This is a genomic window from Burkholderia torrens (genome assembly GCF_984668525.1).
Map to the genome: position 1 here is coordinate 13,081 of NZ_OZ480211.1, position 13,174 is coordinate 26,254.

6 protein-coding genes and 3 rRNA genes are annotated in these 13,174 nt (G+C 54.9%); 2 read left to right on the forward strand and 7 right to left on the reverse strand.

What is annotated here, in order from left to right; translation table 11 throughout:
• Position 1 precedes the first annotated feature (1 nt).
• Together AC5LXX_RS00035 and AC5LXX_RS00040 are read right to left on the reverse strand one after the other, a co-directional pair.
• On the reverse strand, positions 2-1,258 hold the full coding sequence (locus AC5LXX_RS00035; RefSeq protein WP_493410116.1) for a restriction endonuclease subunit S: 1,257 nt from the start codon (positions 1,256-1,258) through the stop codon (positions 2-4).
• Positions 1,255-2,811, reverse strand: coding sequence for a type I restriction-modification system subunit M (locus AC5LXX_RS00040; RefSeq protein WP_493410117.1), 1,557 nt, complete (start codon positions 2,809-2,811; stop codon positions 1,255-1,257). The genes AC5LXX_RS00035 and AC5LXX_RS00040 overlap by 4 nt, the downstream gene beginning before the upstream one ends.
• Before the next feature lie 606 nt (positions 2,812-3,417).
• On the opposite strand from AC5LXX_RS00040, the gene AC5LXX_RS00045 reads away from it, so the two are divergent.
• Both AC5LXX_RS00045 and AC5LXX_RS00050 read left to right on the forward strand, forming a co-directional pair.
• Positions 3,418-4,482 (forward strand): HNH endonuclease, encoded by a 1,065-nt coding sequence (locus tag AC5LXX_RS00045; RefSeq protein WP_493410118.1) that lies wholly within the window; start codon positions 3,418-3,420, stop codon positions 4,480-4,482.
• Between the two features lie 926 nt (positions 4,483-5,408).
• Complete coding sequence (locus AC5LXX_RS00050) at positions 5,409-5,654, forward strand: SymE family type I addiction module toxin (RefSeq protein WP_493410119.1); 246 nt, start codon at positions 5,409-5,411, stop codon at positions 5,652-5,654.
• Positions 5,655-5,900: 246 nt separating this feature from the next.
• Here the strand turns inward: AC5LXX_RS00050 and rrf are convergent.
• The 5 genes from rrf to AC5LXX_RS00075 all read right to left on the reverse strand — a co-directional run bounded on the left by rrf (position 5,901) and on the right by AC5LXX_RS00075 (position 13,172).
• Positions 5,901-6,013, reverse strand: a 5S ribosomal RNA gene (rrf, locus tag AC5LXX_RS00055).
• Positions 6,014-6,168: 155 nt separating this feature from the next.
• Positions 6,169-9,050 (reverse strand): 23S ribosomal RNA (locus AC5LXX_RS00060).
• A 395-nt stretch (positions 9,051-9,445) separates the two neighbouring features.
• Positions 9,446-10,978 (reverse strand): 16S ribosomal RNA (locus AC5LXX_RS00065).
• Together the 16S, 23S and 5S rRNA genes form the textbook arrangement of a ribosomal RNA operon.
• A 575-nt stretch (positions 10,979-11,553) precedes the next feature.
• On the reverse strand, positions 11,554-12,087 hold the full coding sequence (locus AC5LXX_RS00070; protein ID WP_124454492.1) for a cytochrome b: 534 nt from the start codon (positions 12,085-12,087) through the stop codon (positions 11,554-11,556).
• Entirely contained in the window at positions 12,084-13,172 is a 1,089-nt protein-coding gene (locus tag AC5LXX_RS00075; RefSeq protein ID WP_493410120.1) for a catalase family peroxidase, read from the reverse strand. Before AC5LXX_RS00075 ends, AC5LXX_RS00070 begins: the two co-directional genes overlap by 4 nt.
• Between the last annotated feature and the right edge of the window lie 2 nt (positions 13,173-13,174).

The following is a 13,174-nucleotide window of genomic DNA, read 5'->3' on the forward strand; positions in this document are numbered from 1 at the left end:
CTCAGGCGGCCTCCTGTTCCCGCTCGGCCTGGGTGACAGAAAGCTGGCCAGAGATTAGGCGAGGGAGAAGCAGGTCGCGTGCTGCGGCAAGATTGCGATTGGATTGCTCAATATCCCAAAGCAATGCGTAGAGTGGGCTGAGTTGCTTTTCGACCTGGTCGCGGATCGCCAATGGTGGCAATGCAATTCCAACTCGCTCGATATCCTCACGGCCGACTGCTTTATATATAGCCCCATTACCGATCAGGTCTGTCGCGTGAAAAGTTGCGCGTAGATGCGCCAATAGAAAGAACGGGGTCCCGATCTTGCTGCGGATCGAGCAAACACCTCGCCCGATGACCACGTCCTCAGTCGCCAAGTTAATCCGTCCAACGGGTGCCCTAACACTAAAAAGAATGTCGCCTGGGATAGCCACTTTCTTCCTGTTTTGCGCAGTGCAAAACACGCGCTTATCTGGGAAAAGGGCTCCGAAATCCGTTACTCCTTGATGAAACGGCAATCCAATTCCGTCCTTGTTCAGCAGTTCTGATGGTGGGGATTGGCCCATAATTAGATCGGCCAAATCTCCTAAGGACACGATTTGCCACCCGGCAGGCACGACGATACTATCGTTATCGCCGGCCGCTTGCGGCAGAGTACCTAGCGGTATGGTAACAAGGCCATGAAAGAGCCCCCGAGCCATCTCCTCCAGCACAGCGATCCGCCGACGGTTGACCTCGATCAGATCGTCATAGGCCCCCAAAATCTCCGCTATTCGGCGTTGAGTTCTGAGGGGGGGGATGTTGATCGGCATTAGTTTAAGTAGACCAATCGCCATTCGAACCTGATTGGCGGCACCTCGTGCGCAGCCGATAATGTAGTCGCGAAAAGGCTGATCTCTCCCCAGCCACCCGAGCCATTTCTGATCCACATCGTCACACGTAGATCGCACGATTACGGCATTCTGATTCAGTAAAGCATTGACGGCATTTGAGCGTGCAATCGCAGGTCGCCCGACGACAGAGTTGGGCTGACTTGGATGAGAACCTACTGTTGCAATGATTAAGTCGTTCTGTCGAATTAGATGTCTTTCATACTTTTCGAGAGAGGACTTTGGCAGATATTTGCAACCGGATAGATCTATTTGATTTCCACGGATGTTGGAAACTTGCACAACGGGAATTCCATGGTCGGTGTATTCGCTCTGACTCCAAGCTCCGCCGTTGATGAATTGAACAACCTCGCCAAGCTGGCGAACTTGCGAGCCCATTTCACTCATATCTCAAGTACCTCGGCCACATTCCGCGCGATCACAAACTGAAGCTGTGTGGCCTCGACGTTTAGCCCCTCCAACTCTTCCTGCAAAGCTTCCAGCCGCTCGCGGAAATTCTCGTCGTCGGGCTGTTCGCCCGGCGCGACGCCCACATAGCGCCCGGGAGTCAGGCTCCAGTCCTGCGCGGCGATCTCGGCGCGGGTGGCGACTTTGCACAGGCCGAGGATGTCCTTGTAGCCTTCGTCCTCGAAATGCGTGGTCATCTGCGCGCCGCTGCCCGCTGCCAGTTCCGCGTCCTCGCCACGCCACAGGCGCACGATATTGCCCAAGAATTCGATCTGGTCAGGCGTAAGGTCGCGATGGGCACGCGTCACCAGGCGGAAGATATGGCGCGCGTCGATAAACAGCACCTGATCCTCGCGAGGGGTGCCCTTCTTCCCCTTGTCGAGGAACCACAGCGTCACTGGCAGAGTAACTGTGAAAAACATATTGGGCGAGGTGGACACGATTACATCGACCGCACCGCTCTCAATCAGCTTGCGCCGCATCTCCCGCTCGGAACCGCCCGCGTCCGAAGCGGAGTTGGCCATCACGAAGCCGGCGCGGCCGTGATCGTTGAGAGCGGAATTGAACAGACCGATCCACAGGTAGTTGGCGTTATTGACGCTGGGTACGCCCAGCGAAAAGCGCGCGTCCACACGCCCTGCCTCGTTCACCAGGCGGGCGGTATCGACCTCTTTCTGGTTGAAGGGCGGATTGGCCATCACGAAATCGAACTTGCCCACCATCTGGTGCGGGTCTTCGTAATAGCTACTGGCAACGCGGATATCGCCAGAAAGACCGTGGACCGCGAGATTGAGCCGACACAGCTTCTGCGTGTCGGCCATCTTCTCCACGCCATAGACGCTGATGGCCCGCGCGGGGTTTTCGTTATGCCGCTTCACGAATTCGGCAGAATGGACGAACATGCCGCCGGAGCCGCAGGCGGGATCGAGGATGCGGCCATGAAAAGGTTCGATCACCTCGACGATCAGCTTCACGATGCTGGACGGCGTGAAATACTCGCCACCCTTCTGCATGAAGGCGGAGGCGAACTCGCCCATGAAGTATTCGAAGATCAGGCCGTAGGCGTCGCCTGCAATCGCGAGCGGTTGCAGCAGCCGCAACAGCTCACGCAGCACAGAATTGGGCAGAGAGCCGTAGCCCTGCGGCAGCACGCCGGAGAGATCGGGATTGTGCTCGGCGATGGCCTTCATCGCCTCGTTCAGCGCCTCGGCCAGATTCTCCGTCTCCGGCAGGCCAAGCAGATAGGAGAAGCGTGCATGCGGCGGCAGGAAAATCGCGCCCTTTGCGTGATAATCCGGGGGAGTCGGATTGCCGAGTCGACCGCCGCGCGGAAGCTCTGCATCGACGACATCGAACCGCGCCTCCATCTGCCGTAGAGCAATCAGTGCCAACACAGGCTGCGCATATTGGTCCGGCCTCAGCTCGGTATTCGTCCAGAGCTGGTTCGCCGTGGCGAACAGGCGCCGAGAAAGGTCTTGAAGATCTACTGCCATTGTTTCCCCTGGATGGTCATACGCCACCTGATAAGCCGATGCCGGCGAGCGCGCTCAGGATTGTATCAATGCTACGCATGATCCTGGGTCGCTCCATTGCATCGCGCGGAGGACCCGGCCCTTCTGATTGATCGCCCCTGCATCCGCGCGGGACTTGTAGCAAGGCTTCACGGCTTGAGCCAACTAATGACCGCTCTCAGAAGGTCCGACAACCGCCTGGGACGACTTCGGACCTTCGACGAAGGCAGCAGCAGGTTCACCCACTGACTATGAACTTTCTGGCGCACGGTCACCCGTCAAAACGCAGTGACATCCCAAGTTCTTGTTCACGAAATCAACACGTTGCCGGTGACCGCCTACGTCAGAAATGGAGTGTCGCGCTTCATAGTGAAAGGGCGGCGTTGATGGCCTTGCTAGGATCAACTCAATGCTCCCTGTGCTGTCGCTGCAGCCGCTCCGTGGACAGCGGAGCACGCGAAACCTAGACTGATCGCCAGTAGTTGCCGAATCCAAAAAATTTCCGCGCTTCACACCCTTAGCCATTCACGACCTACCATCCTCGAGCTACTATCTCAAAATAATTTTCACCAACTCGGGATCAAAACAATGCGAAACGCCCAGTTGTCACCGGCCGACTGCGCTATCGAATACGTACGCTCAACGGTTCTATCTCCCGCCCTAAATAGCGCCCTTCCATTAGAAATAAAAAACAAAGTGAAGCACGTTAATCGATGGCTACCGAATTTCAAGCGTGTCGGAGATTTGTCGATCTATTTATCCCGATTCGACGGCGACCGATCCTCCGCGGTCTATTCAGCAATGAAAGCTCAAGGGTTAACAACATTCGAGGATATATCGAGTGAATTTAACCGACGATTTTCCAGATGGATAACAGATGCAACAAGGCCGAGCGATTTCGTAGTCGGAGAAAATTACAGCCCTTACGATATATTGATTTTCGTCCAGAACTACGACTTGCGATCGGGTGGAATGTTTGTACTGGACAGCGATGGCAAGCCAAATTTTGTCGTCATCAAAGCCACGTTCAACGGTGGTCGCTATGCAAACAAATGGCTCGTGCGTGACAAAAAATTAAAATATTTTCTCAAGAGCAAAGGGAACGTCTTTGGTGAACACTATAAACCAAATGCAGCAATACTTGGCATTGTAGACATACCCATTCTTACGTTCGTTCGTGACAACGACGAACTTCCGTTCACATATGCAGGAGTCTTTAAATACAATAAAATTCATCGCGAAAGTGATGGAAGCAAATGGTTTGAGTTGGATCGCGACAAACTTGACAGTTTCGGAGAAGCCATTAACGCCAGGCTCATACAGGACGATCTGACTACAAGAATTGAGAAATCCTTCGCACTTCCAGACAATGAGCTGGAACGTCTTGCGAGAGAGGCGCCCAAGAAGCCTGCACGCTTTTTAGTTCACACTACGGCTTTCGATCGCGACCCTAACATCATTGCACTCGTTCTACGTCGCGCCCAAGGTTTTTGCCAGGAGTGCGGTAGTCCATCACCGTTCTCGCGCAAGAAGGATGGAACACCATATCTTGAAGTACATCACCGCGTTCCGCTAGCGCAGGGTGGCGACGATTCGCTTGAGAATGCCATAGCGTTGTGCCCGAACTGCCATCGCCGCATGCATTTTGGATAATTTTCTTTTGTTTAATTTCTCAAACACAGAAAAGTATAAATATTCGTCAAAATAAAGACAATCCCATCCAAACAACAGATAGACAAAATTTTTGAAAAAGCCACCACTGATAAACGACCAGCAAGACCACTTACAAAATATGAAGAGCAAATAGAAAAATTTACGAAATTTCTCGTCTCTCATCAACTAACGGGATTTATAGCATCCTTACTGCTCGCAGCCATCGCGTTTTTTTCCGACGATGTCACCGTTGCCCATACCGCATTCGCAACACTCACTCTTGTGGAGCTTTTCGCACTTCCACTAGGCATCGCTGTCATACTCATTTCCGCGCTATTCATATATCGAATGTTCAAAGAACCGTTCCATCAATTTTTTTATATAGCGATAACATCAGCAGAATTTGATACAAAATATATTGATGCTCTTTCACAATGCGATCCCACGGCACTTCGCTACGTTCTGACGTATTACGAAGGAGAAAGAATCTCATTGGAAAAGCGTTCAAGTTTACTGTGTGGGTCGGTAGAACGAATCGGAATCTTTCCGGCGCTCGCTGGCCTTGGAGCGCTATCCCTTAGCCTATCGAAGCTCTCCATTCTTCAAGGATGGGCAAGTTCATTAATTTTTTAATTTTTGCATTTTACATACTCAACACAATATTCGCCATGACCCAGCGGCAAGATCGTGTTATCAGCCTTCTTAAGTTCTGCATTGATATATCAAAGTAGCAAGTCCCGTCTGTTTGACTTCAGGGTGCGGCGCACCCCATCCACAACTATGCCGTTTGGCCACTCCTTGAATTTTCCGTATTTCGAGATGCCCAGTTAGGTAGACTCAAATGGCGTCACCGCAAAAAGCGCGGGCCGCATGGGCTGCCACCCATACGACCCGCTGACCACAACCAACTCACCGAGGAGTCGGAAATGGCTAACGCCAATCATAAGTCACGTGCCCCCGTAACGGAACGCTTCGTCACTGTTCAAGAGTCAGAGCGCCATCATTCCTTGACTAGGGTCCTCCGTGCCATCAGAGCACACCGGAAACTGAACACGACGTATTACCCGTGGATCAAATTGGCGGGAGTATGGCTTGAGGACGCGGGATTCGAGGCGGGAGAACGCGTCCGGATTACTGTCGAGGACAAGCGACTCATCATCACGCCGATGTGATCGGCGCATTGTCGATGATGAGCGTCGCAAGTCACTATCCGTCTGGAAGCTCGGTACCCGATGCCCCATACCGTTAGTAACTGTGACTAGCGACGATTGTTCTGAAACTGCAGCGGGCCGGTCACTCAGGCCCGCTGCCGCAAGCCTTTCGGCACGAGCTGCAACCCATACCAGACGCGCCATACATTTCCACCGCCCAAATGCAAAAACCCCCGCCTTGTCGGGCGGGGGTTTCTGGCTTAGGGAGCCTGACGATTACCTACTTTCACACGGGAATCCGCACTATCATCGGCGTAGAGTCGTTTCACGGTCCTGTTCGGGATGGGAAGGGGTGGGACCGACTCGCTATGGTCATCAGGCAAAGAGGGTTGTTCTGCTGGCGTGGCCAACAGAACCAATCTTGGAAGAAGCAGTAATTTTGAGTTGTGTGTATCACACACGAGAATCCAACATGTCGCTTTGGATCGCGGCCAGTGCTTTCACACGGCGCCGATCTACAAGGCAGACTTGTTATAGGATCAAGCCTTACGGGCAATTAGTATCAGTTAGCTGAACGCATTACTGCGCTTACACACCTGACCTATCAACGTCCTGGTCTCGAACGACCCTTCAAGGGGATCTAGTCCCCAGGGATATCTCATCTTAAGGCGAGTTTCCCGCTTAGATGCTTTCAGCGGTTATCTCTTCCGAACATAGCTACCCGGCGATGCCACTGGCGTGACAACCGGTACACCAGAGGTTCGTCCACTCCGGTCCTCTCGTACTAGGAGCAGCCCCCTTCAAATATCCAACGCCCACGGCAGATAGGGACCAAACTGTCTCACGACGTTTTAAACCCAGCTCACGTACCTCTTTAAATGGCGAACAGCCATACCCTTGGGACCGGCTACAGCCCCAGGATGAGATGAGCCGACATCGAGGTGCCAAACACCGCCGTCGATATGAACTCTTGGGCGGTATCAGCCTGTTATCCCCAGAGTACCTTTTATCCGTTGAGCGATGGCCCTTCCATACAGAACCACCGGATCACTATGACCTGCTTTCGCACCTGCTCGACTTGTCGGTCTCGCAGTTAAGCACGCTTATGCCATTGCACTATCAGCACGATTTCCGACCGTACCTAGCGTACCTTCGTACTCCTCCGTTACGCTTTGGGAGGAGACCGCCCCAGTCAAACTGCCTACCATGCACTGTCCCCGACCCGGATCACGGGCCAAGGTTAGAACCTCAAACAAACCAGGGTGGTATTTCAAGGACGGCTCCACCGAAACTAGCGTTCCGGTTTCATAGCCTCCCACCTATCCTACACAGATCGGTTCAAAGTCCAATGCAAAGCTACAGTAAAGGTTCATGGGGTCTTTCCGTCTAGCCGCGGGTAGATTGCATCATCACAAACACTTCAACTTCGCTGAGTCTCGGGAGGAGACAGTGTGGCCATCGTTACGCCATTCGTGCAGGTCGGAACTTACCCGACAAGGAATTTCGCTACCTTAGGACCGTTATAGTTACGGCCGCCGTTTACCGGGACTTCAATCAAGAGCTTGCACCCCATCATTTAATCTTCCGGCACCGGGCAGGCGTCACACCCTATACGTCCACTTTCGTGTTTGCAGAGTGCTGTGTTTTTATTAAACAGTCGCAGCCACCAGTTTATTGCAACCCCTTCACCCTTTGCCCGCAGGGGCATCAAGCTACAAGGGCGTACCTTATCCCGAAGTTACGGTACCAATTTGCCGAGTTCCTTCTCCCGAGTTCTCTCAAGCGCCTTAGAATACTCATCTCGCCCACCTGTGTCGGTTTGCGGTACGGTCATCGTTAGACTGAAGCTTAGAGGCTTTTCTTGGAACCACTTCCAATTGCTTCGCTCCCTAGGGAGCTCGCGCCACACCCTTGAATTCCGCGCCCGGATTTGCCTAAGCGCCTTCTCCAATGCAGCGACCGGGACTTCCAACACCCGGACAACCTTCCGCGATCCGTCCCCCCATCGCATCTAACAATGGTGCAGGAATATTGACCTGCTTCCCATCAGCTACGCATTTCTGCCTCGCCTTAGGGGCCGACTCACCCTACGCCGATGAACGTTGCGTAGGAAACCTTGGGCTTACGGCGAGGGGGCCTTTCACCCCCTTTATCGCTACTCATGTCAGCATTCGCACTTCCGATACCTCCAGCACGCTTTTCAACGCACCTTCGCAGGCTTACGGAACGCTCTCCTACCATGCGTGCAAAGCACGCATCCGCAGCTTCGGTATATAGCTTAGCCCCGTTACATCTTCCGCGCAGGACGACTCGATCAGTGAGCTATTACGCTTTCTTTAAAGGGTGGCTGCTTCTAAGCCAACCTCCTGACTGTTTTAGCCTTCCCACTTCGTTTCCCACTTAGCTATATTTGGGGACCTTAGCTGGCGGTCTGGGTTGTTTCCCTCTTGACACCGGACGTTAGCACCCGATGTCTGTCTCCCGTGATTGCACTCTTCGGTATTCGGAGTTTGCTATGGCGGGGTAATCTGCAATAGACCCCCCAACCATGACAGTGCTCTACCCCCGAAGGTGAGACACGAGGCACTACCTAAATAGTTTTCGGAGAGAACCAGCTATTTCCAAGTTTGTTTAGCCTTTCACCCCTATCCACAGCTCATCCCCTAACTTTTCAACGTTAGTGGGTTCGGACCTCCAGTACGTGTTACCGCACCTTCATCCTGGCCATGGATAGATCACTTGGTTTCGGGTCTACGCCCAGCAACTGAACGCCCTATTCGGACTCGCTTTCGCTACGCCTGCCCTATACGGTTAAGCTTGCTACTGAACGTAAGTCGCTGACCCATTATACAAAAGGTACGCCGTCACCCCTTACGAGGCTCCGACTGTTTGTATGCATGCGGTTTCAGGATCTATTTCACTCCCCTCCCGGGGTTCTTTTCGCCTTTCCCTCACGGTACTGGTTCACTATCGGTCGATCACGAGTATTTAGCCTTGGAGGATGGTCCCCCCATCTTCAGACAGGATTTCACGTGTCCCGCCCTACTTGTCGCACACCTAGTTCTTTCATACTGTTTTCGCCTACAGGGCTATCACCTGCTATGGCCGCACTTTCCAGAGCGTTCGGCTAACAATACAAATAAAGAGTGCAAGGCTCATCCCATTTCGCTCGCCACTACTTTGGGAATCTCGGTTGATTTCTTTTCCTGCGGTTACTTAGATGTTTCAGTTCACCGCGTTCGCTTCACATGGCCTATGTATTCAGCCATGGATACTCCAAAAGGAGTGGGTTTCCCCATTCGGACATCTACGGATCAAAGCTTGTTTGCCAGCTCCCCGTAGCTTTTCGCAGGCTACCGCGTCCTTCATCGCCTGTGATCGCCAAGGCATCCACCACATGCACTTGTTCGCTTGACCCTATAACGAGTCTGTCTCATCGACAGTCGCTACAGGTTGAGTTCTCGCGTTGTGCCGTATTCCAATTTAAGTCGAACATAGAGTTCGAATCATCTTGAGATACATCGATACAATCACAACCCGGATAGTTTTCACGTCCATCTCAAGACGCTTCCGCTATCCAAATTACTTGCTTCTTCCAGATTGTTAAAGAACGACAGCCGATATCTGTTGATATCCTCTGACTGGCTCAATCGCCAATGAGAAAAACTCGAACCAAACTTCATTCGAATGTTTGTCATTGATGATTATCGAAAGCGGCCGGCATTATAACCGTTTAAACCGCTAACAGACAGTCTTTCTGTCTTTATCAACAGCCGATAAGCGTGAGCGCTCAACTTGGCGAGAAGCTCTGGAAAGGAGGTGATCCAGCCGCACCTTCCGATACGGCTACCTTGTTACGACTTCACCCCAGTCATGAATCCTACCGTGGTGACCGTCCTCCTTGCGGTTAGACTAGCCACTTCTGGTAAAACCCACTCCCATGGTGTGACGGGCGGTGTGTACAAGACCCGGGAACGTATTCACCGCGGCATGCTGATCCGCGATTACTAGCGATTCCAGCTTCATGCACTCGAGTTGCAGAGTGCAATCCGGACTACGATCGGTTTTCTGGGATTAGCTCCCCCTCGCGGGTTGGCAACCCTCTGTTCCGACCATTGTATGACGTGTGAAGCCCTACCCATAAGGGCCATGAGGACTTGACGTCATCCCCACCTTCCTCCGGTTTGTCACCGGCAGTCTCCTTAGAGTGCTCTTGCGTAGCAACTAAGGACAAGGGTTGCGCTCGTTGCGGGACTTAACCCAACATCTCACGACACGAGCTGACGACAGCCATGCAGCACCTGTGCGCCGGTTCTCTTTCGAGCACTCCCACCTCTCAGCGGGATTCCGACCATGTCAAGGGTAGGTAAGGTTTTTCGCGTTGCATCGAATTAATCCACATCATCCACCGCTTGTGCGGGTCCCCGTCAATTCCTTTGAGTTTTAATCTTGCGACCGTACTCCCCAGGCGGTCAACTTCACGCGTTAGCTACGTTACTAAGGAAATGAATCCCCAACAACTAGTTGACATCGTTTAGGGCGTGGACTACCAGGGTATCTAATCCTGTTTGCTCCCCACGCTTTCGTGCATGAGCGTCAGTATTGGCCCAGGGGGCTGCCTTCGCCATCGGTATTCCTCCACATCTCTACGCATTTCACTGCTACACGTGGAATTCTACCCCCCTCTGCCATACTCTAGCCTGCCAGTCACCAATGCAGTTCCCAGGTTGAGCCCGGGGATTTCACATCGGTCTTAGCAAACCGCCTGCGCACGCTTTACGCCCAGTAATTCCGATTAACGCTCGCACCCTACGTATTACCGCGGCTGCTGGCACGTAGTTAGCCGGTGCTTATTCTTCCGGTACCGTCATCCCCCGACCGTATTAGGGCCAAGGATTTCTTTCCGGACAAAAGTGCTTTACAACCCGAAGGCCTTCTTCACACACGCGGCATTGCTGGATCAGGCTTTCGCCCATTGTCCAAAATTCCCCACTGCTGCCTCCCGTAGGAGTCTGGGCCGTGTCTCAGTCCCAGTGTGGCTGGTCGTCCTCTCAGACCAGCTACTGATCGTCGCCTTGGTAGGCCTTTACCCCACCAACTAGCTAATCAGCCATCGGCCAACCCTATAGCGCGAGGCCCGAAGGTCCCCCGCTTTCATCCGTAGATCGTATGCGGTATTAATCCGGCTTTCGCCGGGCTATCCCCCACTACAGGACATGTTCCGATGTATTACTCACCCGTTCGCCACTCGCCACCAGGTGCAAGCACCCGTGCTGCCGTTCGACTTGCATGTGTAAGGCATGCCGCCAGCGTTCAATCTGAGCCAGGATCAAACTCTTCAGTTCAAACCTGTTACTGTTTTCGGTTCAGTCAAGAACCGGTCGCTCACTCAAAGCTGACAGGAATATGAATCACTTCATAAACCTGACTTACTTTAGTGTGAGACTCTTGATACTTTCGCTATCTGATCCGAGGATCAGCTCGCTTCCATCAAGCGCCCACACTTATCGGCTGTTAATTTTTAAAGAGCATTCTGCGAAGAACCTGAAGTTTCTCAGCAGCGCTGCGTTTTCAGCAGCAGAGAAGCGAGATTATCAACCGTTTTTTGAAACTCGTCAACAACTTTTTTAACTACTTCGTTGCGACGACTGCGGTTTAATTTCGCGAGCACTGGAATCGATAAAACCGACTTCAACAGCACCGCTTCCCTCTTCTTCCCCCGCGCCGCGTTTCCGTTAGCGCGAAAGAGGCGTGATTCTATGCATCTGCCCCGATCTCCGCAACCCTTTTTGTGAAATATTTTTGACATGGTATAGCGGGGACCGCTGAGCCTTCCATTGCTCATATATAAGCGACACGACAGGAACAGCCCCGGTCGCCCGTGAACCGCCCCGCCGTATCGCACGCAACCTTCCGTCGATTACCGCCCCACCATCGCCCTCACCACGCCGTCCCGCCGAATCAGCCCGTGATACAGCGCCGCGGCAAAGTGCGCGAGGAACGTCAGGAAGAACAGATAGGCCAGCACGCGATGCGCAACCCTGAGCCAGGCGAACGTCACCGGATCAGCCGAAACGATCGCCGGCAGCTGCACGCCACCGCCCAGCGTCACCGGATACCCGCCGGCCGACAGCATCGCCCACCCGATCAGCGGCATCGCAACCATCAGCGCGTACAGCACCAGATGCGATCCATGCGCGGCCACCCGCTGCCACCATGGCAGATCCTCCGGCAACGCCGGCGGCTTCGACAGCACCCGCACCACGATCCGCACGCACACCAGCACCAGCACAGCCACGCCCAGCGGCTTGTGAATCGCCACCAGGATCTCGTGCCGCCCGGAAACGGACGCCACCATCCCCACCCCGATGAACAGCATCGCGAGGATCATCGCAGCCATCACCCAGTGCAGCACCCGCGCCGGCAAGCTAAACGTCGTCGAAGCCTTCATCATCGTCCCTCCCCACTCACTCGCGCCACGCCGGCCACCCCGGCCTCTTCACTCGTGCGCCGCAGATACGAATCCGCATACGCGGCCGACCGCGCCGCCAGCAACGGATCGCCCGACACCTGAATCCCCTGCGGCAGCACCGTCGGGTCGTAATTCACGTCGCGGCACGGCCCGCTGTCCTGCGCCTCCACGCGGTCGAGCACGAGCGTGCCCGCGTCGATCGTCGTGCGCTGCGCGGGCCAGACCTTCGTCGCGTCGTCCACCGGATCGCCAGGCTCCGCCAGCGTGACCAGCAGCTTCCACTTCTGCGCCCCGGCCGCGATGCGCTGCGTCACGTCCCGCTGCAGCACGTTCGGATCTCCGGCCGTCGCGACGTCGCCGGCGCCGGCCGCCTGCTCCGGCACGACGCGCCACCGCACGGCCTGGCGCTTGCCGGCCGCGTCGACGAAGTAGAACGCGTTCAACCCGTAATAGCTTTCGGTGACGTAGCTCGCGCTCGGCTTCGCACCCTTCACCCATTGCAGGAACGCGCCCGCCTCCGGATGCGCGCCGAAAAACGCCTTCACCTTCGCCGGATCGGGCTTGCCCGTCTTCGGATCGGGCCGCGTCGCGAGCGTCTGCTGGTAGAACGCCTGCGGCGTCGCCACCGGAAACACCGGCATCGCGTTCATCCCGGTCCGCCATTGCTCGCCGTCCGGTGCGGTGAGCTTCAGCGCGAGGCTGCGAATCGGCACGCTGCTGTCGGGCGCGTACGGATTCCCGCCCGGCAACGCGAAGCGCCCGACCACCGGCGTGCGTACCGCCTTGAAGAACGGCGCGACCGAATACGCGCTCGCGGCGCCGTTGCCTTCGAAGTAACCGGTCACGCACACGCCCTTCGCGTGATTGCGCCGGAAACCGGGATGGACGCCGCTGTTGGTCTGCAGCGCGTCGACGAGCCGGTGCGGGGTCAGACGCGCCGGCGCCAGCCAGCCGCCCGCATAACCGAACGCGACGGCCACGCCGGCCACCGCGCCGCCGATCACGGCCCAGCGCCACCACCCGCGCCCGGGCTCGCGCTGCGGCGAAGAAGAAGAAGGTTGCTTCATGA

What these genes read in the sequence shown, in the direction of transcription:
- AC5LXX_RS00035 (WP_493410116.1), bottom strand. Translation starts at nt 1,258, where the DNA reads ATGAGTGAAATGGGCTCGCAAGTTCGCCAGCTTGGCGAGGTTGTTCAA.
- AC5LXX_RS00040 (WP_493410117.1), bottom strand. Translation starts at nt 2,811, where the DNA reads ATGGCAGTAGATCTTCAAGACCTTTCTCGGCGCCTGTTCGCCACGGCG.
- AC5LXX_RS00045 (WP_493410118.1), top strand. Translation starts at nt 3,418, where the DNA reads ATGCGAAACGCCCAGTTGTCACCGGCCGACTGCGCTATCGAATACGTA.
- AC5LXX_RS00050 (WP_493410119.1), top strand. Translation starts at nt 5,409, where the DNA reads ATGGCTAACGCCAATCATAAGTCACGTGCCCCCGTAACGGAACGCTTC.
- AC5LXX_RS00070 (WP_124454492.1), bottom strand. Translation starts at nt 12,087, where the DNA reads ATGATGAAGGCTTCGACGACGTTTAGCTTGCCGGCGCGGGTGCTGCAC.
- AC5LXX_RS00075 (WP_493410120.1), bottom strand. Translation starts at nt 13,172, where the DNA reads ATGAAGCAACCTTCTTCTTCTTCGCCGCAGCGCGAGCCCGGGCGCGGG.